At 63.8% G+C, this 22148-nt stretch carries 16 protein-coding genes and 1 pseudogene; 9 read left to right on the top strand and 8 right to left on the bottom strand.

What is annotated here, in order from left to right; all coding sequences use genetic code 11:
• Positions 1-73 (top strand): annotated as a pseudogene (locus JKL46_RS29740) (S-(hydroxymethyl)glutathione dehydrogenase); the annotation flags it as partial.
• A 14-nt stretch (positions 74-87) separates the two neighbouring features.
• A complete protein-coding gene (gene fghA, locus JKL46_RS29745) occupies positions 88-936 on the top strand; it encodes an S-formylglutathione hydrolase (RefSeq protein WP_201840966.1) in 849 nt (282 codons plus the stop codon).
• Positions 937-1091: 155 nt separating this feature from the next.
• Here the strand turns inward: fghA and JKL46_RS29750 are convergent, their stop codons facing one another.
• The gene (locus JKL46_RS29750; RefSeq protein WP_343074153.1) at positions 1092-1667 is read right to left on the bottom strand and encodes an NUDIX domain-containing protein; all 576 of its coding nucleotides are present in this window, start codon (positions 1665-1667) and stop codon (positions 1092-1094) included.
• Between the two features lie 191 nt (positions 1668-1858).
• Here JKL46_RS29750 and JKL46_RS29755 point away from each other — a divergent pair, with 191 nt between their 5' ends.
• Positions 1859-3181 (top strand): AmpG family muropeptide MFS transporter, encoded by a 1323-nt coding sequence (locus tag JKL46_RS29755; RefSeq protein ID WP_246529626.1) that lies wholly within the window; start codon positions 1859-1861, stop codon positions 3179-3181.
• Between the two features lie 240 nt (positions 3182-3421).
• Here JKL46_RS29755 and JKL46_RS29760 read toward each other — a convergent pair whose 3' ends face one another.
• From JKL46_RS29760 to xylF, 4 genes are all read right to left on the bottom strand, one after another.
• The gene (locus JKL46_RS29760) at positions 3422-4174 is read right to left on the bottom strand and encodes an SDR family NAD(P)-dependent oxidoreductase (protein WP_201840969.1); all 753 of its coding nucleotides are present in this window, start codon (positions 4172-4174) and stop codon (positions 3422-3424) included.
• 207 nt (positions 4175-4381) lie between these two features.
• Positions 4382-5161 (bottom strand): ATP-binding cassette domain-containing protein, encoded by a 780-nt coding sequence (locus tag JKL46_RS29765; RefSeq protein WP_201840972.1) that lies wholly within the window; start codon positions 5159-5161, stop codon positions 4382-4384.
• Positions 5162-5173: 12 nt separating this feature from the next.
• Positions 5174-6472 (bottom strand): sugar ABC transporter permease, encoded by a 1299-nt coding sequence (locus tag JKL46_RS29770; protein WP_201840975.1) that lies wholly within the window; start codon positions 6470-6472, stop codon positions 5174-5176.
• Positions 6473-6674: 202 nt separating this feature from the next.
• A complete protein-coding gene (gene xylF, locus JKL46_RS29775) occupies positions 6675-7721 on the bottom strand; it encodes a D-xylose ABC transporter substrate-binding protein (protein ID WP_201840978.1) in 1047 nt (348 codons plus the stop codon).
• Positions 7722-7945: 224 nt separating this feature from the next.
• Between xylF and JKL46_RS29780 the strand changes: the two genes are divergently transcribed.
• Complete coding sequence (locus tag JKL46_RS29780) at positions 7946-9154, top strand: ROK family transcriptional regulator (RefSeq protein WP_201840981.1); 1209 nt, start codon at positions 7946-7948, stop codon at positions 9152-9154.
• 81 nt (positions 9155-9235) lie between these two features.
• On the opposite strand, the gene JKL46_RS36460 is transcribed toward JKL46_RS29780, so the two are convergent.
• Positions 9236-12607, bottom strand: a complete 3372-nt coding sequence (locus JKL46_RS36460; RefSeq protein ID WP_201840984.1) for a calcium-binding protein — start codon at positions 12605-12607, stop codon at positions 9236-9238.
• Between the two features lie 405 nt (positions 12608-13012).
• Here JKL46_RS36460 and polA point away from each other — a divergent pair, with 405 nt between their 5' ends.
• The 5 genes from polA to JKL46_RS29810 all read left to right on the top strand — a co-directional run bounded on the left by polA (position 13013) and on the right by JKL46_RS29810 (position 19885).
• On the top strand, positions 13013-16072 hold the full coding sequence (gene polA, locus JKL46_RS29790; protein ID WP_201840998.1) for a DNA polymerase I: 3060 nt from the start codon (positions 13013-13015) through the stop codon (positions 16070-16072).
• 114 nt (positions 16073-16186) lie between these two features.
• Positions 16187-17182, top strand: coding sequence for a 2-hydroxyacid dehydrogenase (locus tag JKL46_RS29795; protein ID WP_201841001.1), 996 nt, complete (start codon positions 16187-16189; stop codon positions 17180-17182).
• Positions 17183-17251: 69 nt separating this feature from the next.
• Positions 17252-17962 carry a glutathione S-transferase gene (locus JKL46_RS29800; RefSeq protein WP_201841004.1) on the top strand — a complete coding sequence of 237 codons (711 nt, stop codon included), beginning with the start codon at positions 17252-17254 and terminating at the stop codon, positions 17960-17962.
• Between the two features lie 180 nt (positions 17963-18142).
• Entirely contained in the window at positions 18143-19465 is a 1323-nt protein-coding gene (locus JKL46_RS29805; RefSeq protein WP_201841006.1) for an adenylate/guanylate cyclase domain-containing protein, read from the top strand.
• A 135-nt stretch (positions 19466-19600) separates the two neighbouring features.
• Complete coding sequence (locus tag JKL46_RS29810; RefSeq protein ID WP_201841008.1) at positions 19601-19885, top strand: hypothetical protein; 285 nt, start codon at positions 19601-19603, stop codon at positions 19883-19885.
• A 19-nt stretch (positions 19886-19904) separates the two neighbouring features.
• Here JKL46_RS29810 and JKL46_RS29815 read toward each other — a convergent pair whose 3' ends face one another.
• Positions 19905-20693: a class II glutamine amidotransferase gene (locus JKL46_RS29815; protein WP_201841010.1), complete on the bottom strand. Its 789-nt coding sequence runs from the start codon at positions 20691-20693 to the stop codon at positions 19905-19907.
• A gap of 101 nt (positions 20694-20794) precedes the next feature.
• The gene (locus JKL46_RS29820; RefSeq protein ID WP_201841016.1) at positions 20795-21889 is read right to left on the bottom strand and encodes an FAD-dependent oxidoreductase; all 1095 of its coding nucleotides are present in this window, start codon (positions 21887-21889) and stop codon (positions 20795-20797) included.
• Positions 21890-22148: the final 259 nt, after the last annotated feature.

The following is a 22148-nucleotide window of genomic DNA, read 5'->3' on the forward strand; positions in this document are numbered from 1 at the left end:
GCTCGACGAGATCAACACCGCCTTCGACCTCATGCACGAGGGCAAGTCGATCCGATCCGTGATCGTCTACTGATCGGGAGGCCGGAATTGAGTTTCGAGATCGTCTCGCAATCGCGCTGCTTTGACGGCACGCAGTTCGTCTATCGCCATGCTTCGCAGGAAACCGGCACGCCCATGCGCGTGGCGGTTTTCGTGCCGCCTCAGGCGCAGAATGCCAAGGCGCCGGTGGTGTGGTTCCTCTCCGGGCTCACCTGCACGGAGGAGAACTTCACGGTGAAAGCCGGCGCGCAGCGGGTGGCCTCGGAACTCGGCCTGATCCTGATCGCGCCCGATACCAGCCCACGCGGTGAGGGCGTGCCGGACGATTCCGACGGCGCCTACGATCTCGGCCTCGGTGCCGGATTTTACGTGGACGCGACGCAGGAGCCTTGGGCGAGGCACTACCGCATGCGCTCCTATATCGAGAAGGAGCTGCCGGACCTGATCGCCGAGAACCTGCCGGCCGACATGAGCCGCCAGGGCATTACAGGTCATTCCATGGGCGGGCACGGCGCGCTCACGATCGCATTGCGCAATCCGGGCCGCTTCAAGGCCGTCTCGGCCCTCGCGCCCATCGCTTCGCCGATGAACTGCCCCTGGGGCGAGAAGGCCCTGTCGAACTATCTCGGCCCCGACCGCGCTGCATGGCGCGACTACGATGCCTGCGCGCTGATCAAGGGCGGCGCACGTGTGCCTGACCTGCTGGTCGATCAGGGGAGTGCCGACAACTTTCTCGACAGCCAACTCAAGCCGCAGCTGCTGCAATCCGCATGTGCGGAGGCTGGAATTCCGCTCAAGCTGCGCATGCAGGACGGCTACGATCATTCCTATTTCTTCATCGCCACCTTCATCGAGGATCACCTGCGCTGGCATGCGGAGCGGCTCAGTGCGGTCTGAGCAATCTCCTCAAGGGGTCCTGGTAAATCACTCCATGTGTCGTCACCGGCCTTGTGCCGGTGATCCCGATTGAGAAACGCGCGGTGCTTCACCGAATCGGGATGGCCGGGACAAGCCCGGCCATGACGTGGCGGGTGTCATTTCGGCGGGTGTGATCACACCCTCCCGAACAGCTCCGGACGCCGAAGCTGAAGCGCCTGGATCAGTGCCACGGTCTTGAGATCCGCAATAGTGCCCTGCTTCAGCATCCGGGCCAGCTCGTCGAGAGCGATTTCCAGCACTTCGATGTCCTCGTGCTCCTCGGCGAGACCGCCGCCCTCGCCGACCCGGTCGGCAGCGGTGTAGGGCGCGAGAAAAAGGTGCAGGCGCTCTGTCGTCATTCCGGGCGCGGACCATGCGACACCAAGCGGCTCAAGCATCCGGAGCTGTAGTCCCGCCTCCTCCATGGCCTCGCGCCTGGCGCAAACCTCGGGCGTATCTCCGTCGAGAAGGCCCGCGACCGCCTCCAGGAGATCCGCATGCCCTTCGGCAAGCATGACGGGCGCGCGGAACTGCCGGACCAGGACGACCTTGCGCGCCTCGGGGTCGTAGGGTAGCACGACGGCGGCATCGGTACTGTTCAGCACCTCCCGCTCCATGGTCCTTCCGTCCGGCATCTGAACCGTCAGCTTGAAGAGCTTCCGCCAGCCCTCGTAGAGAGCATCGATCTGCTTGATGATGTAACCTGCCACACTGCCCCCTCTCCCGCTTTGTCCGGTTAGCCTTAGGCACAATCCCCCGCGCGCTCAAGCGATCCCACTTGCCTCGTCGAAGCTCGGCAGGAGAGCCGGGCGCCCATGATCATCGCATGACCATCGGCGGATTTTGCATCCACCCTTCCCTGTGCCAATGTGGCCGCCTTTCTCGGAAGTTAGATGATTTCATGGCCGGCTCACCCAAACCTCGTCTTTCGCTGCGGGATGTCCTGACCGACGGTCGCATCGCGCTCATGCTGCCCCTCGGATTCTCGTCAGGGCTTCCCTTCCTCCTCGTCTTCAGCACGCTCTCCACATGGCTGAGGGAGGCGGGGATCTCGCTGACCGTGATCGGAATGATGAGCTGGGTGGCCCTGGCCTATTCCCTCAAATTCCTCTGGGCTCCGTTTGTCGATCGCTACGACGTGCCGGTGCTCTCCCGCCTTCTCGGGCGTCGGCGCGGCTGGATGGTCCTGACGCAGCTCGGGGTTGCTGCCGGGCTCATCGGCATGGCATCGACCAATCCGCAATCCGGCCTGCCCTTCACCATCCTCTTCGCCGTTCTCGTGGCCTTCGCCTCCGCGAGCCAGGATGTGGTCATCGACGGCTGGCGCATCGATGCCGCCGCGACGGAGCGCCAGGGCATGATGGCGGCAGCCCTGCTGCTCGGCTATCGCCTCGCCCTGATCACGGCCGGCGCCGGGGCGCTGTATATTGCCGAGTTCGTGAATTGGCACAGCGCCTATCTCGCCATGGCCGCGCTCATGGGCGTCGGCCTGATCGGCACCCTGCTCGCGCCCCGCATCGACGAAGGTCAGGCCCGACAGCACCTGCCCATCGCCAAGGCCATCGTCGAGCCGCTGTCGGATCTGTTCCGGCGCAAGGGCACGATGCTGATCCCCATCCTCGCGCTCATCGCCTGCTACAGGATTCCCGACTATGCGGCGGGCATCATGGCCAATCCCCTCTACATCGACCTCGGCTTCAGCAAAGCCGACATCGCCAATGTGTCGAAGCTCTATGGCGTGTGGATCGGCATCATCGGCGCCTTTGCCGGAGGCCTCGCGCTCACCCGCATCGGCCTGTGGTGGACGCTCCTCATCGGCGCCGTCATTGCCGCCGGATCGAACCTGATGTTCTCGTGGCTCGCCTCCGGCAATGCGACGCTGTGGGGCCTGACGCTTTCGATCAGCGTCGACAATTTCGCCGGCGGCTTCGCGGGCGCAGCCCTCGTCGCCTATATGTCGGGTCTGACCTCACCCGGATTTGCCGCCACGCAATACGCGCTTCTCAGCTCGCTCTATGCCCTGCCGGGCAAGCTCATCGGCGGCGCCTCCGGCGCGGTGGTGGAGAACTTCGGCTATCCCGTCCTCTTCACCGGCACGGCCACCATTGCCATCCCGCTGGTGATCCTCTGCCTGATCATCAGGCGGGATACGATGAAGACCGTCGCCGAGAAGGACGAGGAATTCGACGACGCGGCGGCCGTCGGTGCAGGGTCGAGAGCCTGAATTTTTCAAATGTCATCCCGGATGAAGCGCAGCGACGATCCGGGATCGCTCTCAGAATAAAACGCTGTCATCCCGGCGAAGGCCGGGATCCATAACCACGGCCTTAGGCCAGTTCGGCTCAGTCAGCGTTTCTGGATTCCCGCCTTCGCGGGAATGACAGTGTCGCGGTTCGCATGCCTTATTTTGCATGCGATCCCGGATCGGCTTCGCCGTCCGGGATGACGCCTGATGAAATGGATATCAAACCCAGCCGCCATCCACGAGATAGGTCTGCGCGGACATGGCGCTCGAATCGTCCGAGCCGAGGAAGAGCGCGAAATTGGCGATGTCCTGCGGCACGAGCTTGCGCTTCACGCATTGGCGCTTGAGCAATTCCTTCTCGCCTTCCGGCGTGAGCCAGAGATCGATCTGGCGTTGAGTCATGATCCAGCCGGGAACCAGGCAATTGACGCGGATGTTCTTCGGCCCGAGCTCGCGGGCGAGCGCGCGGGTGAGACCGATCGAGGCGGATTTCGCGGTCTTGTAGGCCGCAAAGGAATCGTCGCTCACCATGTAGCTCGTCGAGCCCATGTTGACGATCGACCCGCCGCCGGCCTTTTCCATGTCCGGCAGCACGGCCTGCGCCGCAAAGAACTGATGGTCGAGATTGGTGGCGAAGCGCTCGCGCCAGTATTCCGGCGTGACCTGATCGATGGTGTGGCGGTCGTCGCGCGCCGCGTTGTTGACGAGAACCGTGATCGGCCCGAGCACATCGCTCGCGCGCCGGATCGCCGCCTGGAAGGCGGGGATGTCGCGCACGTCGCTGTGTTCGAAATGCACGCGCTCGCCGAGCTCCTTCGCGAGAGCCTGGCCGGCCTCGGCATTGTAGTCGAGGATGGCGACCTTGCTGCCCTGCGCATGGAACGAGCGCGCGATGCTCTCGCCGATGCCGCTCGCGCCGCCGGTGATGAGAACGGTCTTGCCCTTCAGGGAGCCGTAAATCGTCTGGGTCATGGGTCTCTCTATCTGCGTTGGCTTACTTCCCTCCTCCTTGCGGGGAGGATCGAAGACGTCGGAATGCCACACTTCATAATTCCCTCGACGTCATCACCGGCCTCGTGCCGGTGATCCCGATGATGTGGAGCGCCTCGCTTCTCCGATCGGGATGGCCGGGACAAGCCCGGCCATGACATGAAGGTCTCACTTAGGCAAATCCGCCTGTCAACTCGCGCCCGGTCCCGGTGTGGCGCCGGGCGGGCATTTGCCGAGGATGATCATGCCGAGCACCTCGTCCTGCGTCACGTCCTGCACATTGGCGGAGCCCACGAGCTTGCCGTTCTTCATCACGCTGACCCGGTCGGCGAGACCGAACACGTCATGAATGTCGTGGCTGATCAGGAAGATGCCGATGCCCTCCTTCTTCAGCTGCAGCACGAGATCGGCCACCTGCTGCGTCTCGGCGGGGCCGAGCGCCGCCGTGGGCTCGTCCATGATCAGCACGCGGGCGTTGAAATAGATCGCGCGGGCGATCGCCACCGATTGCCGCTGACCGCCGGAGAGCGCCTTCACCGGCTCCTTGAAGCGGCGGAAATGCGGGTTGAGGCGGGCCATGACCTTGCGCGTCTCGGATTCCATCGTCGCGTCGTCGAGGGTGCCGTAGGACGTGAGCACCTCGCGGCCGAGAAAGATGTTGCCGGCGGCGTCGATGTTGTCGGCGAGCGCGAGCGTCTGGTAGATCGTCTCGATGCCGTAGCGCTTGGCATCGCGCGGCGTCGAAATGTCGGCGTGCTCGCCATTGACGTAGATCTCGCCCGCATCCGGCTTGTAGGCGCCGGAGAGGATTTTGATCAGCGTCGATTTTCCCGCGCCGTTGTGGCCGAGCAGGCCCACGACCTCGCCGGGGCGCAGGTCGACCGAGACGCCGTCGACGGCCTTGATGCCGCCGAAGGCGATGGAGATGTTGCGCATCTCGACGAGAGGCGCCGTTTCATTCGTTGGCATGACGCGCTTCCCTTATTTGATGCGGCGGCGATAGAGGCTGTCGACCCACACCGCCAGCACGAGCACCGCGCCGACGACGATGTTCTGCAAAGGCGTATCGACGCCGAGCAGCACCATGCCCGATTGCAGCGACTGCATGACGAGCGCGCCGAGCATGGCACCTGCGATGGTGCCGATGCCACCGGCAAGCGACGTGCCGCCGATCACGGCGGAGGCGATCACATAAAGCTCGTCGAGGGTGCCGGCCGCGTTCGTCGCCGCGTTCAGGCGTGCGGTCGAGATGCAGGCGGAGATGCCGCAGAGCAGGCCCATCAGGCCGAACACCTTCATCAGCGTCCAGCGCGTGTTGATGCCCGACAGTTCAGCCGCCTCCGGATTGCCGCCGATGGCGAAGACATAGCGGCCGAAGCGGCGGCGCGTGGCGATGAAGGTCATCGCCAGACCGACGACCACGGCGATCAGCACCGGCAACGCGACGCCATGCGGAATGAACAATCCACCCTCGGGCCAGACGATGCCGTTGGCCTCCGCCCAGCGGCGCGCCGTGCCGGCGGGCAGCGGATAGGAATTGGCGATCGCGGCTGCTCCGAGCACGGCGATGCAGGCGACGGCGGCGATCACCGCATCGGCCCAGCCGGGGCGCACCGGGAAGCCGAAGCTCAGGCGGCGTCGGCGGGCAAGGCCCAAAGCGACGATGATGCCGCCGCAGGCGATCGCCGCGATGACCCAGGTGGCGGTGGCGCCGAGCGCGCCCTCCACGCCGCCGCCGAAGGCCTTGAAGCGTGTATCCATGGGCGCGATGGTCTGGCCGGTCGTGACCCACCAGGCCGCACCGCGCCACACCAGCAGGCCACCGAGGGTGACGATGAAGGAGGGAATGCCGAGATAGGCGATGAGCCAGCCCTGGAACAGGCCGATCGAGCCGCCGACGACGAGCGCGATCAGCACGGCGAGCGGCGCTGTGAGCCAATGCTCGAGCCCGAGATAGGCCGGCAGCCACTGCACCTGCGCGACGCCGATGATCATGCCGACGACGCCGAGAATCGCACCGACCGACAGATCGATGTTGCGGGTGACGATGACGAGCACCATGCCGGTCGCCATGATCGCCACGGAGGCGGTCTGGACCGAGAGGTTCCAGAGATTGCGCGGGGTGAGAAAGACGCCGCCGGAAAGAATGTCGAAGCCGATCCAGATGACGGCAAGCGCCGCCAGCATGCCGAGCATGCGGACATCGATCTCGAGCTTCGACAGGAGCGAGCCGGAAGCGGCGCTCGGCGGTGGGGCGGTTGAGGCAACGGGTGCGGTCATGGAATGGCTCGTTATGCAAAAAGTGTCATTCCGGGGCCGCTTAAGCGGAGCCCGACCCGAAAGGTCGCGCCAAAGGCCGGAAATCCATAGACACGACGCCCCAGGCGAGAGGCAAACAGCGCCACATCTTATTCTGCGCTGCTAGCGGCTATGGATTCCGGGCTCGCGCCTTTGGCGCGCCCCGGAATGACAATGCTGGAGTTTAGTTGCAGGCCTTCACGGAACCTGCCTTCACGCCCTGGCAGACCACGTCCTTCGAGGCCCAGCCGGCATTGATGACCACGTCGAGATTATCCTTCGTGATCGCCACCGGCGTGAGGAAGAGAGCGGTCATGTTCTGCTTCTTCGGGCCAAGGTTCCACGGCTTCGCACCCTGGATCTCGGCGAGCTTCTTGCCGCCGGCGAGCTGCACGGCGATCTCGGCGGCGTTGCGTCCGAGTTCGCGCGCGTCCTTGAACACCGTCACCGACTGCGTGCCGAGCGCCACGCGGTTCAGCGCCGCCTTGTCTGCGTCCTGGCCCGACACCGGCACGGAGCCGGCGAGACCCTGCGCCGCGAGAGCCGCGATGGAGCCGCCCGCGGTGCCGTCATTGGCGGCGATCACGGCGTCGATCTTGTTGTTGTTCTTGGTGAGGAACTGCTCCATGTTCCGCTGCGCATTGGCCGGGAGCCAGCCATCCGTATAAGCCTCGCCGACATTCTTGATCTTGCCGGCATCGACGGCGGCTTTGAGCACTTCCATCGAGCCCTGGAACAGGAAGTTGGCATTCGGATCGGAGCCGGAGCCCTTGATGAAGGCGTAATTGCCCTCGGGCTTCAGCTTGAGGACCTCGCGCGCCTGCAGGCGGCCGACCTCGACATTGTCGAAGGTGAGATAGAAGACCTGCGGGATCTCGATCAGGCGGTCATAGCCGACCACCGGAATGCCTTCGGCAACCGCCTTCTCGACGGCCGGGCGCACCGCATCCGCATCCTGCGCCAGCACGATCAGCGCCTTGGCGCCGCGGGAGATCAGGCTCTCGATATCCGTGAGCTGCTTGGAGGGCGAGGACTGGGCATCGGCGGAGACGTAAGTCCCGCCGGCCTTCTCGACGGCGGCCTTGATCGCGGCCTCATCGGTCTTCCAGCGCTCTTCCTGGAAATTCGACCAGCTGACGCCGACCACCGGGCCTTTGGCCTGGGCGAAGGCGGCGGTCGCTGACAATGCCAGGGCGGCAAAACTGATCACGGCGTGTTTCTTCGATAGCATCGGTTCCCTCCTGAACGCCTTGCGTCATAAGGCGTCGTGCTCATGGCGGAATGTCTGATCCGAGTGGACCGACGGACATAGCTCTCCTTGCCATGCATTATTTTTCGAGCGCCGAAATAATTAGCCTAGCCATTGGGAGCTTCAAGCACTTTCGATCTAATATTTTGGTCTGATATCCGGCTTCCTTGGAATTGTTTTATTCATGAAGCGAACGAAGTGCAGCCATGACCGCGATTTCCCTATCTTCCCGTGAAACGGCCCGACGCCGCCTGCTCGATGCCCTGCGCCGTGAAGGCCCCATGGCGCGGGTGGAGATCGGCCAGCATCTCGGCATGAGCCCGGCCAGCGTGTCGGAACTGACGGCGAGCCTGCTCGATGAGGGGATTCTCGTCGCGGAAGACGCAGCGGATCAGGCGGCCGGGCTGTTCCGCGGCCGGCCCAAGACGCGCCTGTTCTTCGCCGAGACCCTCGGCTCGGTCGTCGGCGTCTGGACCGGCTTCAACCGCATCGAGCTCCGGCTCGTGGACAGCGCCGGACGCAACCGGGCGAGCCGCCATATCGAGCGTCCCCTGCGCAGTCTCGGCGCCGAGGCGCTGATGGACGTGCTCGCGGAGACGATCGGTGTCTTCGCGCAAGAATCCGGCGCCATGGACGTGAAGGCCGTGGGCCTCGCCTGCCAAGGCTATGTGGACACGAAGGACGGTATCGTCGCCTGGAGCCCGGTGCTCGGCACCCGCGACCTGCCGCTGGCCTCCGGCCTCGGGGAGCGCCTCGGAAGGCCGGTGCTGATCGAGAACGACGCCAGCGCCATGGCCTTCGCCATCACGCAGCGCCATGCCGAGCTGCGCTCAGGCCGCACCGCCTGCCTCATGGTGGGCGACGGCGTGGGCTTGGGCTTCCTGATCCAGGGCGAACTTTATCGCGGCGCGCGCTTCGGCGGCAGCGAGTTCGGCCATGTGCGCCTGCGCCGGAGCGGGCCGCAATGCCGCTGCGGCGGGCGCGGCTGCATCGAGGCCTATCTCGCCGATTACGCCCTGCACAGGGACGCGCAGCTCATCGACCATCGACCCGCCCCGACCCTGCTGCTGCCGAGCGAAGAAGCCATGGGCTCCATCGTGGATCAGGCCCGCGCGGGCGATCCCGCCCTCATCAACCTGTTCCATGCCGCAGGCGAAGTGCTTGGCGATGCGGTCGGCATCCTGATCCAGACGCTCGAGCCCGATCACATCGTGCTCTGCGGCCCCGGCACCCGCGCCATGGACTTGCTTCGCCCCTCCTTCGAGGCTGCGCTCGAATCGCAGACCATTCCGGAACTGCGCGCGCTCGCGACCATCCACGTGGTCGAATCCTCCATGGATCTCCTGACCGAAGGCGTGGTGATGCAGGCCCTGCGCGAACTCGACCTCGATCTCGCGCGGCTGAAAGCGGCTTGAGCGAAGACCGCGGGAGCCCCCGGGAGTAAAAAGGCCGCCCGGCTCTCACCGGGCGGCCCATATCCTTGCTTCGTTTTGCGATCAGATGACGAAGAAGTCGCTGTAGGTCAGCTTGAGGTTCTTGGTGAGGGTCGCGATCTTCACCTGCGCCTTCGAACCTGTGCCGTCCTGGTCGTAATAGAGCGCGCCGGTCTTCTTGTCGTAGACGATCCGGTCCTCGCGATCCTTGGCCTTGTTGTTGATCACGAACATGTCCGAGTTGAACTTCTTCGGCTTGGACGCGGTGCCCGATCCGAGCTTGGTGAAGTATTTGTTGTCCAGGTGGAAGCTGTCGTCGCGCACGTTGAAATCCATGATGCGGTCGACGTTCGTGCTCTTGTTGAGTTTGGTGTCGAACACGAAGGTGTCCTTGCCTGAGCCACCCCGCAGCACGTCGTTGCCGAGCCCGCCATAGATCTTGTTAGCTCCCGCATTGCCGGTGATCGTGTTGGCAATCGCACTGCCCTTGAGGATCAGCGCGGAGCCGCCGGTGGCGAAGAGATTTTCCATATCGGCCGCCATGGTGAAGTTGACCGACGTATGGACCGTATCCGTGCCGCTGCCGCCATTCGCAATGTCACCGGCATTGTCGACGTAAAAGGTGTCGTTGCCAGCACCACCATTCATCGCATCGGCACCGGTGCCGCCATCGAGGATGTCGTCGCCGTTCTCGCCGGAGAGAGCGTCACTGCCGTCCTGACCGTAGAGGACGTCGTTGCCCTCTCCGCCATTCAGGCCGTCGCCGCCGCCCTGGCCGTAGAGGATGTCTTTCCCTCCTTGTCCGTTGAGCGTGTCGCCGCCCGCATTGCCGTTGAGCGTGTTGTCCTGATCGTTGCCGGTCAGGGTGACGCCAGCTTCAGTCTGAACGATGATGTTCTCGATGAATGCGAAGCTGCCGCCTGCCAGCGAGAAGGTCGAGGTGACCACAACCGTGTCGGTTCCCTGCGCAGCATGCTCGATGATCACGTCGCCGCTAGAGGCGTAGTAGACGTCGCTGCCGGCACCTCCTTCGAGCGTATTGGTGCCGAAGCCGCCAACGAGCGTATCGCTACCACCGCCGCCGACGAGGTGATTGCTGAAAGCGTTGCCGATCAACATGTCGTTATGGTTCGAGCCGATCAGGCCTTCGATGCTGTCGAAAGTATCTTCACCCACAGCGCCCGTTCCACCCGCCGGCAGGACGACCGTGACGCCCGCGGCGGAATCGGCGTAGCTTGCGTAGTCATTACCGTCTCCGCCAAAGAGCTTGTCTGCTCCGAGGCCACCCTGCAGGGTGTCATCCCCTTTCAGGCCTTGGAGTTCGTCGTCGCCGCCACCGCCGCGAAGTTCATCATTGTTGTCGTCGCTGCCATGCAGAGTATCGCCATGGTCGGAACCTATCAGGCCTTGTATGACGAGGGTCGGCGTTTTGCCACCATTGTTGATTTGATAGACGTCGCCTGCTGCCTCTCCGGTATTGGATAGCTCATCATCGAGATAGGCCTTCACGCCCATCTCGGCGGTCTGGTAAGAGGCGAAGTTGAATCCGGCACCACCATCCAGGGTGTCAGCGCCCCAGCCACCAATCAGAGTATCGTTGCCGCCGCCGCCGGAGAGCTTGTTGTGCTGGGAGGCGCCGCTCCGGTCGGAATGCAGACCGATGAGAACGTCGTCCCACATGGTGCCCGTAAGATCGTCGATCCCAATGTAGGTATCGCCTGCGGCCTCGAAGGTGTTCACAGCGGAGTTGTCGAGGCTAGCGACGATGCCGACACCTGCTGTGGAGAACTCGTAGGTAACGAGATCGCGGTCTTCGCCGGTCCCGCCATCGAGCATGTCGGCGCCGAGGCCACCGTAGAGCGTGTCCTCACCGGCAGTTCCCAAGAGAGTGTCGTTGCCGCCGAAGCCCTTCAGGACGTCGTTGCCGTCGTCGCCCCAGAAGGCGTTGTTCGCATTGTCACCCTCGAGAATGTCGTCCTTGGTTGTGCCGCTGATCACCTCGATCCCGACATAGGTATCGCCTTCGGCCTCGTAACCCTTGTTCCTCGACACGTCCCAGAGATAAATCTCGACCGCTTCGAGATTGCCTGCCTGATCCTTCGCGCCCAAGTAAGTCACATTGTCTTCGGTGCCGTTGTCGTTGCCGAAGTAATCTCCGCCGACGAAGTGGTCCGCGCCGGCGCCGCCTTTGAAATGGTCGTTGCCGCCGCCGCCATAGAGCGTGTCGTTGCCGTCTTTGCCTTCCAGAATGTCGCCGCCATGATTCGAGCCGATGTAGAAGTCGTTATGGGACGTGCCGGTGACAGTCACCGCAGTTTCACGACCGTCGATGATCTGATGGCGGATGCCGCTCGAGTTGGGATCGTACCATGTGACGCTGATGCGCCCATCCGGCAATTCCGCCAGCGACGGAAGGCGCTGGTCTCCGAAGCCTTCCCAGCTCGAGTCGTTAACCATGAAGGGTTCGCTCATGGTTCCATCGGCTTTCACGAGTCGGATGAAGATGTCGCCGTGATCGATGCGCTGGCCGTTGTTGTCGAAAGCAGGAGCGGCATAGACGAGCGCATAGCCCCCCGCATAGCCGCCCTTGGTAAGAGCGATGACGGCTGGCGGCTGGCCTGCAGGCGTGCTGATCGAATGGGAGCCTTGTGTGACGGCGTTCCCCTGACTGTCATAGACCTGAGTGATATAATTGCCGCCGGTCGCGTCGATGTTGTTCTGTACAGCGATCACAAACCCGCCTGTCGAAAGCGTTGTGACGGACGGGTTGCCCATGGAACCACTTGCCACAATGAAGGAAGTGCCAACACTCCCGTTGGCAGCGACGATCGCGGCATGGACCGTTCCGCTTATGACCCAGGTGACGAGATGCCGTCCCCCGCCGAGTTCGGTCACATCGGGCCTTTCAACGCCGGAACCGCTCACAACCTCGACCGAGGTTCTGGTCCCGTCCGCGGCGACGCGCTCCAACCTGATGAAATCGGTTGTACCCTGCTGGGTTTGGACATTGGTTTCCTGCCATACCGCAGCCCATCCGCCGCCGTTGGTCGCAAGCGATGGAAAGTTCTTGATGGTGGATGTGGACGTTGCCTGCTCGGCGATGGAAAGAACGGGCAGATAAGCGGTTCCGTCGATCCCGAATTTCTGCGCTCTGATTTCCTTGGTGTCGCCACTCCAGGCGACGATGAAGCTCCCATCGCTCTGAACGACGATATCCGGCTCGATCTTATTTAAGTTGGTCTGGCCGACCGTCAGTTTATGCGCCGCCTTGGACTCGCCTGCCGCGTTGAAGATCTGGACATGGATCGTGCCACCCTCGCGCCACACCACCACGTATCCGCAATTGGGAAGGGCGGCGATGGCGTTGTGGTCCGCACTTCCGCCGGTGATCAGGGTCCTGTTGAGGGCCCAATTGCCCCATTTTTCAATTGCCATGGTCGTCCCTCGCAAGGTCTGGAAGATCCGTCGGCCTGTTCTGTTATAGAATCACGGCCACTGCGTCCGAAGTAGAACCATCAAAGTGTAAAGGCAAGGTTATATAATTATTAGAATGTACCGCGGGTGCGCAGCTCCACTTGGCAAGCCTCTCCTTGGCCCTCGAGCCACGACCCTTACGGCACTTAAAAATTTAGATTATTCAGTAACTTGCTTCTTTGGGCTACGAGCCATGGAAGCCGTGACGTACAGCGGACTATCGAATTCGGGCACGCTGTCGCAGTCCGTGACCGGCCAAACATTTGCCCCGGCGGTGAGGACCTCGATCCCGATCCCACCCATAGCCATCCGCCCCCGGAGCCGCTATCTCTTCCCTTCGAGCAGCCTCAAAGCCCCCGAGACCCGATGCCCTCCTCACGTCCCGTCCAAGCCGGCGATCATGTGTTTCTCGTCGACGGTTCGTCCTTCATCTTCCGGGCCTACTTCCAGTCCATGAACCAGGACCAGAAGTACAATTCCCGCTCCGCGGACGGGATGCCGTCGGGCGCCGTGCGGCTCTTCGTGACGAAGCTCCTGCAGTTCATGCGCGACGGGGCGGCGGGGTTGAAGCCGACGCATCTTGCCATCGTGCTCGACAAGTCCGAGGGCTCGTTCCGCAAGGAGCTCTACGAGGATTACAAGGGGCATCGGCCGGACGCGCCGGAGGACTTGAAAGTCCAGATGCCGATCATGCGGGAAGCCATCCGCGCCTTCGGGCTGGAACCCGTGGAGTTGCAGCGCTACGAGGCGGACGATCTGATCGCTACCTATACCCAGCAAGCCAAGGCGCGCGGGGCCGACGTGCTCATCATCTCCTCCGACAAGGACCTGATGCAGCTCGTGGGCCCAAAAGTGTGCTTCTACGATTTCGAGTCAGGCTCCAAGGGCAAGCCCGGCTACCGGCCCGAGCGCAATCTCGACGAGGCTGCCGTCACCGAGAAATGGGAGGGCATTCCGCCCGAAAAAATCGGCGACGTGCTGGCGCTGATGGGCGACACGTCCGACAACGTGCCGGGTGTGCCGGGCATCGGCCTGAAGACCGCGGCGCAGCTGATCAAGGAATACGGCGATCTCGAAACGCTTCTGGAACGTGCGCCCGAGATCAAGCAGCCCAAGCGCCGCGAGACCCTGATCAACAATGCGGAATCCGCGCGGCTCTCGAAGAAGCTCGTGACGCTCGATTGCGAGGCGCCGGTGCCGGTGCCGCTCGACGATCTGCGCCTGCCCGAGCCCGACCCCAAGACGCTGATCGGCTTCCTCAAGGCCATGGAATTCAGCACCCTGACAAGGCGCGTGTCGGAACTCTACGATGCCGATCCCGCCGCCATCGAGCCCGATCCGCGCCTCCTGCCCGGCGGCGAAGCGATCCGCTGGGTGCGCGACGGCGCGGGAACGGGGATCGTCGTCCCCACCGACGATGCGGTGCCTTTCTTCGGCAAGGCCGACGCGGCCGCGGGCGAGGTCGATCCCTTTGCCGGGCTCGACCTGCCGGAGACCGCGACCTTGCGCAAGCCCGTCGAGGGCCTCGGCACGCCTTCGCAACTCGCGGGCAAGCGCGCGACCGAAGCCTCCTCCGTGCCCATCGACGTCAGCGCCTACGAGACCGTGACGAGCCTCGAGCGCCTGCGCGAATGGGTTGCGCAAGCGCGCGCGCAGGGCTTTGTCGCCGTCGATACGGAGACGAGCGACCTCGATGCCAACCGCGCCGACCTCGTCGGCTTCTCGCTGGCACTGGAGGCGGGCAAGGCGGCTTATGTGCCGCTTCAGCACCGGGACGAATCCGATCTCTTCGGCGGCGGGCTCGTGAAAGGGCAGATCCCTCTCGGCGAGGCGATCGACGTCATTCGTCCGCTGCTCGAGGACGCGTCCGTTCTTAAAGTGGGCCAGAACCTGAAATATGACTGGGTCGTGCTGAAGCGCTACGGCATCGAAGTGGCGCCTTACGACGACACGATGCTGATTTCCTACGTGCTCGACGCCGGCAAGGGCTCGCACGGCATGGACGAACTCTCGCGCCGCCATCTCGGCCATTCGCCGATCAGCTTCTCCGAGGTGGCGGGCACGGGCAAGAACAAGGTGACCTTCGACAAGGTGGAGATCGGCAGAGCCACAGCCTATGCGGCGGAGGATGCTGATGTCACCTTGCGCCTGTGGCAGCTCCTGAAGCCGCGCCTCGTCGCCGAGCGCCGGGCCACGGTCTACGAGACGTTGGAGCGGCCGATGGTCGACACGCTGGCGCGCATGGAAATGCGCGGCATCATGGTCGACCGGCAGATCCTGAGCCGCCTCTCCGGCGATTTCGCGCAGACTCTCGCGCGGCTCGAAGACGAGATCCACGAGATGGCCGGCGAAAAATTCGCGCTCGGCTCGCCGAAGCAGATCGGCGACATCCTCTTCGGCAAGATGGGCCTTCCCGGTGCGAAGAAGACGCCGTCCGGCCAATGGGCGACGCCTGCGACCATCCTCGAAGAGCTGTCGCAGGCCGGCCACGAGCTGCCCGCAAAGATTCTCGAATGGCGCCAGCTCTCCAAGCTGAAATCGACCTATACCGACACGCTGCAGCAGCACATGAATCCCGAGACGAAGCGGGTGCACACCTCGTTCTCGCTCGCCGCGACGACGACGGGCCGCCTGTCCTCATCCGATCCCAACCTGCAGAACATCCCGATCCGCACAGAGGCGGGGCGGAAAATCCGCAAGGCCTTCGTCGCACAGGAAGGGCACAAGATCATCTCGGCCGATTACAGCCAGATCGAGCTGCGCCTGCTCGCGCATATCGCCGATATTCCGCAGCTGCAGGAAGCCTTTGCCAACGGCCAGGACATTCACGCGGCGACGGCCTCCGCCATGTTCGGCGTGCCTCTCGACCAGATGACGTCCGACCTGCGCCGGCAGGCCAAGACGATCAATTTCGGCATCATCTACGGCATCTCCGCCTTCGGCCTCGCCGTTCGCCTCGGCATCCCGAACGCCGACGCCTCCGCCTTCATCAAGCAGTATTTCGAGCGCTTCCCGGGGATTCGCACCTATATCGACGAGACGAAGAAGTTCGTGCGCGACAAGGGCTTCGTGACGACGCTCTTCGGCCGCGTCTGCCATTACCCGCAGATCAAGTCGAACAACCCGTCCGAGCGCGCGGGCGTCGAGCGCCAGGCGATCAACGCGCCGATCCAGGGCACCGCCGCCGACATCATCCGCCGCGCCATGATCCGCATGGACGACGCGCTGAGAAGCGAGCGCCTTTCCGCCCGCATGCTGCTGCAGGTTCATGACGAACTGGTCTTCGAAGTGCCGGACGATCAGGTCGATGCGACACTGCCCGTGATCTCGCGCGTGATGACGGAAGCTCCCTTCCCAGCAGTGACCCTAAAGGTGCCGCTCGCCGTGGAAGCCCGCGCCGCGCAGAACTGGGACGAGGCGCATTAATTTCAGCACTTCGCGGTCGCAGGAAGTGCTAGGATGAGCCCTCTCCCCGGTTCCGGCGCCGGCTGACGCCGGGGCTGCCCTCCGCCAGCCGGAGGGAGATGTCAGGAGGCCCTCATGCGCATCGCCGTGTTCAGCACCACTCCTTACGACCGGCGTTTTCTCGACGCGGCCAATGTGGCCGGGGACCACGAGATCGCCTATTACGAGCCAAGCCTCTCGGTCGCCACTGCGCCCTTGGTGGGGGAGGCGGACGCGGTGTGCGCCTTCGTCAACGACACTCTCGATGCGCCCTGCCTTGAGCGCCTCGCCAGAGGCGGCGTGCGCCTGATCGCCCTTCGCTGCGCGGGCTTCAACAACGTGGATCTCAAGGCTGCGCGCGCGAACGGGATCGCGGTCGCGCGGGTGCCGGCCTATTCGCCCCATGCGGTCGCCGAGCATACCCTCGCTCTTATTCTCACCCTCAACCGCAAGACCCACCGGGCCTACAACCGGGTGCGCGAGGGCAATTTCGCCCTTGACGGGCTGCTCGGCTTCGATCTCCACGGCAAGACAGTCACCGTGGTGGGCACGGGCAAGATCGGTCAGGTGGTGCTGAGAATCCTCAAGGGTTTCGGCTGCACGTGCCTCGCCTTCGATCCCTATCCGCATCCCGATGTGGAGGCGATGGGCGTCCGCTACGTGTCGAAGGCGGAGCTTCTGGCGCAGTCGCACATCATCACGCTCCATTGTCCGCTGACCCCAGAGACGCATCATTTCATCGACGAAGCTGCGGTCCGCGCCTGTCGTCCCGGCGTGATGCTGGTCAACACGAGCCGCGGCTCCGTCATCAATACGCGTGCGGTGATCGCCGGGCTGAAGCGCGGTGTCATCGGGAGCCTTGCTCTCGATGTCTACGAGGAGGAGAGCGAGCTCTTCTTCCGCGATCATTCCGCCGAGATCATCCGCGACGACCTGTTCGCGCGCCTCCTCACCTTCCCGAATGTGCTGATCACCGGCCATCAGGCCTTCTTCACCCAGGAAGCCCTCACCGCCATCGCCGAGATCACCCTGGCGAATATCGACGCCTTCGCGCGAACCGGACAGCCCGTGCATCCGGTGCCGGTGGAATAAGGCGACAGGAACTCCGCGCGCCGCCCGGGTTTAACGGTGCATTCCGTGAACGACCCAGGAGCTCCTGTCATGCCTTACGAACTCTACTACTGGCCGACGATCCAGGGACGGGGCGAGTTCGTACGCCTGGCGCTGGAGGAGGCCGGAGCCGAGTATGCGGACGTGGCGCGGCAGCCGAAAGGAATGGGCGCCATGATGCGCCTGATGGAAAGCGCCGAGACACCGCCTTTCGCGCCGCCCTTCCTGAAGGATGGCGAGACGATCGTCGCCCAGACGGCCGCGATCCTGCTCTATCTCGGCGCGAGGCACGATCTCGCTCCCAAGGATCCCGAAGGCGGCCTCTGGACGCACCAGATCCAGCTCACCATCAGCGACTTCGTGGCCGAGGCCCACGACACGCATCATCCGGTCGGTGTCGGTCTCTATTACGAGGATCAGAAGGAAGAGGCGGGCCGGCGGGCGGAAGAATTCCGCGACAGCCGGATCCCGAAATTCCTGACCTGGTTCGAGACGATCATGGCCCGCAATCCGGAAGGCCCCTCGCATCTCGTCGGCGGCAGGCTCACTTACGCCGACCTGTCCCTGTTCCAGGTGGTCGAGGGCCTGTCCTACGCCTTCCCCAAGGCAACCGGACGTGCCCTGAAAAAGGCGCCCAAGGTTGCGGCCCTGCACGATTCCGTAATGGAACGGCCCCGAATCCGGGCCTATCTCGGCAGTTCGCGGCGTATTCCCTTCAACGAGGAGGGAATCTACCGACGCTACCCCGAGTTGGATGAATGATGTCCGGTCCCTCGAACGGGCTATCGGATCCGAAAAACGAGCAAAGCCCCTTTTCTCCCTTTCGTCATTGGTTATAGTGTATCGTGACGTAAAGAGGGCCTCTGCTTGCCTGACTACGCGGTACCCCCGCCTCTTTTCTCCAACCTCCGCTCGATCGAGGGGATCGCACCGAAACGCAGGATGGCCGCCATCCTCGCTGCGGACGTTGTCGGCTATACCCGGCTGATCGCCGAGGATGAGGAAGGAACGCTGCGGCAGCTCGCAGAATGCCGCAATGTCCTCGGCGGCTTCGTCATGCGTCATGGCGGACGGATCTTCAACACTGCGGGCGACTCGGTCATGTGCGCGTTCGACACCGCATTGGACGCCGCGAGGGCCGCCATCGAGATCCAGGATTTCGCGCGGGCTCAGATCGATGCACAGTCCTCCGGCAAATGGCTGCCATTCCGCATCGGCATCTCGGTCGGCGAGGTGGTCGAGCGCAGGAACGATCTTCTCGGGATGGCGGTCAATCTCGCAGCACGGCTTCAAACGCTCGCCGCGCCGGGCGGTATCTGCATCTCGCGGGCGGTCCATGAGGCCGTCTCGACGCAGGTACCGGCCGCCTTCGTCGATCTGGGTGAACGACGGGTCAAGAATATCCCGTTTCCGGTTCATGCCTTCATGATCGCCGGCCGGCGCCGCCCGACGGGCGGGGCGCCGCTGCAAAGACCGAGATTGCTTCTCGCCATGCGGGCTTTGTCCCTGGCGAGCCTCTGTCTCGCGATTCTGATCGGCGTTGGAGGCCTCGTCTCGGATCGGCAGCTGTCGCGAACACCGCCTCAGGAGCGGTCGGCCGAAACTGCTCTGCCCCCGCCCGACTCGGCCGCCCATGTGCTTCAACTGACAACCAGTCCCGTCGAAGCGTTTCTGCGGCTCACGCAGAAAGGCGGGCAGATCGACGATCCGGGATCGGCGCCCGGCCTCTATCACAATGCCCTGCTCTTCGAGGCGAAGGGCGAAGCGATCGCGGCGCACCGTGCCTATTACACGCTCGCACGGATGGGCCTCGATTTCATCGACCCTCATCTGCGTTATGCCGCCCTGGTTCAGGCCCATGAGGGCCGCTTCATTGCGCGGCAGGTCTATGCCGAACTGAACGAGGATGTGCCGACCCGCGCGACCGCTCTCGTCCACGCCCTGCAATTCGACGGGGCCGAGCGGAAAGCGCGGCTCGAGGCTCTGGCCAAAGGGCATCCCGATTTCGCTCCCGCGTATTATTTTCTTGCCGAAGCCTATTCCGAAAGTCGGATCGGTCCCCTGCAGACAGCGGAAGACAAGCGGAAAGAGCATGAGGCCCTGTCCGTGTTTCTCAACGCGCACGGGCAAGACCGTCTCGCTCGTTTCTTCCTGGATCAATCGGTTCTGAACGGATGGCTCGACAGGGCCTACCGACGGCACGACCAGATTGCGACTTCTCCCAAAAGCTCGATCGCGGCGCCGATGACAGCCGTCGAGCCATAGCAAACCCCATGCGACAGCGGCGCGGCATCGCTGCCGATTATGAGAGAATCTTATGCCGTCGAACGATGGTCACAGAGCCGTGCCTCATTTCCTCCACTCTGCCCGTGAATCTTTCCGCCGGATCAGGAGCGGGCCATGGGTGAGGAAACCGAGAGTGTTGCGAACCGACTCTGGCGCGACCGGGCGCAATTGCGGGAGCAGGAGCGGAACGAGGTTCAGGCCCGGCTCCGGATCGCCGAAGAGAAGATCGCCATCCTCATGGCCGAGAACGACCGGCTTGCCAGCGAGAATGCTCGCTTGCGAGCCCTTTCCAATCCGGATGCCGGATCCGCCCGATCCGAGACCGAACTTCAGATGGAGGCGCTCAAAGGCGCGCTGATGTCTCTGATCGCGCGGCCGGCCGACAGCCTGAATTCGTAAAGATCCGGCCTGACGTCGTTCAGGCCGCCAGACGCCCCATGGCCTCGTTCAGGCATTCCACCGAAACACTGCCATTCTTCGCGACGAGGCTGCAGCCCTTCGGCACCTCGCGCCATCCCCTGGTCTTGTCGTCGATCGGCTCGGAGACCACGAGCAGATTGCCGTCATCCTCGCGGAAATAGAGGGTCGGCGGCTTGGCATCGCAGGCCCAGCGATAGGCCCAGAGATTCTCGCCGTCGGTGAAAGCGGCGGTAAAGCGCAAGGCATCGTCGATGCTAGCCTCATCCATCAGGCCGCGCACCTGCTTCAGGGTCCGCGCCATGGCGGTCACGGGTTCCTCTGGCAATCCATTGGCGAGAGCAAGCAGGAAGATCGCCTCCGAATCCGTGGTCCCGAGGCGACGGTCGTAGAGCTCGTCCGGGATCAGGGCTTCGAGCCGGCGCTTGATGCGGCCATAGCCACCGATCTGGCCGTTATGCATGAAGAGATAACGCCCATGGGCGAAGGGATGGCAGTTGGCCCTTGTGGTCGAGGTGCCGGTGGAGGCACGCACATGAGCGAAGAAGAGCCGCGACCGCACCTGCTCGCAAAGGCTGCGCAGGTTCTCGTCGGACCAGGCCGGCCTCACCTCCCGGTAGATGCCCGGCTCCGGTCGCTCGCCGTACCAGCCGATGCCGAAGCCGTCCCCGTTCGTTCCGGTCTTGGCCTCGACGGCGTGCAGGGATTGGTGGACCAGCGAATGAGCCGGGGCACAGACAAGCTCGTCGAGGAAGATCGGCTCCCCCTGATAGGCGAGAAAGCGGCACATCGGTTTCGGCAACCCCTTGGCGCAGCGGATCCTTGTAACGATGTTGTACTATCTTTGATTTATGGTGAATAGCCGGTTAACGGCCGAACGAGCGGCTACGGCTACGCGCTCAGCCTTTCAGCCACATCCTCGGCGATCGAGAGACTCGATGTGAGGCCGGGGCTTTCGATGCCGAAGAGGTGGACGAGGCCGGGCAGTCCATGCTGCGCCGGGCCGTCGATCATGAAATCCGCCGCCTTCTCGCCAGGCCCCGAGAGCTTGGGGCGGATGCCGGAATAATCGGGTACGAGCGCACCGTCGGGAAGCCCGGGCCAGTAGCGGCGGATCGAGGCGTAGAAACTCTCGGCGCGATGGGGGTCGACTTCGTATTCCTCGCGCTCGATCCATTCCACATCGGGCCCGAAGCGCATGCGACCGGCGAGATCCAACGTCACGTGGGTGCCTAGGCCTCCATCGACGGGAGCGGGATAGATCAGGCGCGAGAAGGCAGGCCTGCCCAGACAGCCGAAGTAATTGCCCTTGGCCAGGACCAGCGGCGGCACGCGATCCTCCGGGTAACCTTCCGTCGCCCGGGCGACCGCCTGTGCCCCGAGGCCGGCAGTATTGATGACGGCGTCGACCGCGAGCTCCATCGGCTCGGCACCGCCGGCCTGCGCGATCCAGCCCGCGCCGCTTCGCGCGACACGCTCGACCGGCGTGTTGAAGGCGATGACGCCGCCGGCATCTTCCAGATCGCCCTGGAGCGCCAGCATGAGCGCGTGGCTGTCGACGATGCCGGTTTCCTGCGACAGCACGGCGCCGGTGCAGGCGAGGTTGGGTTCGAGACGTCGCGCCTCCTCTCCGGTCAGAAAGGAGAGGCCCTCGACGCCGTTTGCCAGGCCCTGCTCGTAGATGCCCTCGATCTTGGCCTGTTCGAGATCGTTGGTGGCGACGATGAGCTTGCCGCATCTGGCATGAGGCACCCCGTGGCTCTCGCAGAAGTCGTAGAGCATGCGCCGCCCGGCGACGCAGTGACGGGCTCTCAAGGAGCCTGAGGGGTAATACATGCCGGCGTGGATCACTTCGCTGTTGCGCGAAGAGATGCCGTTGCCGATGCCGCCCGTGGCCTCCACGACGATCACGCCATGCCCGCAAAGGGCCAGCACCCGCGCAACCGCCAATCCGACGACGCCCGCACCGATCACCAGAATGTCGATCGCCGCCTCCCCTTCCCGAATGACATGTCGTCCAAAGGCATACAGGGACGGGCGAGGATCGGCCAGGGACGCCATCGCAAACCCGGAATGCCCTCGCTGCCGGTCGCGCTACAGGCGGGCGAAGAAACAAAAAAGGCGGCCTGCTTGCGCGGGCCGCCTTCATGATCGTGAGCGTTCAGAGTCGTTTTCCGGTCTGCTCGTCGAAGAGGTGGACGAACTTCGGATCGGGCGTGATGCGGATCTCGTGGCCCGGCTCGGC

This window comes from Microvirga zambiensis WSM3693 (genome assembly GCF_016735695.1).
GTDB lineage: Bacteria > Pseudomonadota > Alphaproteobacteria > Rhizobiales > Beijerinckiaceae > Microvirga > Microvirga zambiensis.

Excerpts from the sequence above, each read along its gene's own strand:
- JKL46_RS29755 (WP_246529626.1), top strand. The coding sequence starts at position 1,859 with ATGGCCGGCTCACCCAAACCTCGTCTTTCGCTGCGGGATGTCCTGACC.
- JKL46_RS29760 (WP_201840969.1), bottom strand. The coding sequence starts at position 4,174 with ATGACCCAGACGATTTACGGCTCCCTGAAGGGCAAGACCGTTCTCATC.
- JKL46_RS29765 (WP_201840972.1), bottom strand. The coding sequence starts at position 5,161 with ATGCCAACGAATGAAACGGCGCCTCTCGTCGAGATGCGCAACATCTCC.
- JKL46_RS29770 (WP_201840975.1), bottom strand. The coding sequence starts at position 6,472 with ATGACCGCACCCGTTGCCTCAACCGCCCCACCGCCGAGCGCCGCTTCC.
- xylF (WP_201840978.1), bottom strand. The coding sequence starts at position 7,721 with ATGCTATCGAAGAAACACGCCGTGATCAGTTTTGCCGCCCTGGCATTG.
- JKL46_RS29780 (WP_201840981.1), top strand. The coding sequence starts at position 7,946 with ATGACCGCGATTTCCCTATCTTCCCGTGAAACGGCCCGACGCCGCCTG.
- JKL46_RS36460 (WP_201840984.1), bottom strand. The coding sequence starts at position 12,607 with ATGGCAATTGAAAAATGGGGCAATTGGGCCCTCAACAGGACCCTGATC.
- polA (WP_201840998.1), top strand. The coding sequence starts at position 13,013 with ATGCCCTCCTCACGTCCCGTCCAAGCCGGCGATCATGTGTTTCTCGTC.
- JKL46_RS29795 (WP_201841001.1), top strand. The coding sequence starts at position 16,187 with ATGCGCATCGCCGTGTTCAGCACCACTCCTTACGACCGGCGTTTTCTC.
- JKL46_RS29800 (WP_201841004.1), top strand. The coding sequence starts at position 17,252 with ATGCCTTACGAACTCTACTACTGGCCGACGATCCAGGGACGGGGCGAG.
- JKL46_RS29805 (WP_201841006.1), top strand. The coding sequence starts at position 18,143 with ATGGCCGCCATCCTCGCTGCGGACGTTGTCGGCTATACCCGGCTGATC.
- JKL46_RS29810 (WP_201841008.1), top strand. The coding sequence starts at position 19,601 with ATGGGTGAGGAAACCGAGAGTGTTGCGAACCGACTCTGGCGCGACCGG.
- JKL46_RS29815 (WP_201841010.1), bottom strand. The coding sequence starts at position 20,693 with ATGTGCCGCTTTCTCGCCTATCAGGGGGAGCCGATCTTCCTCGACGAG.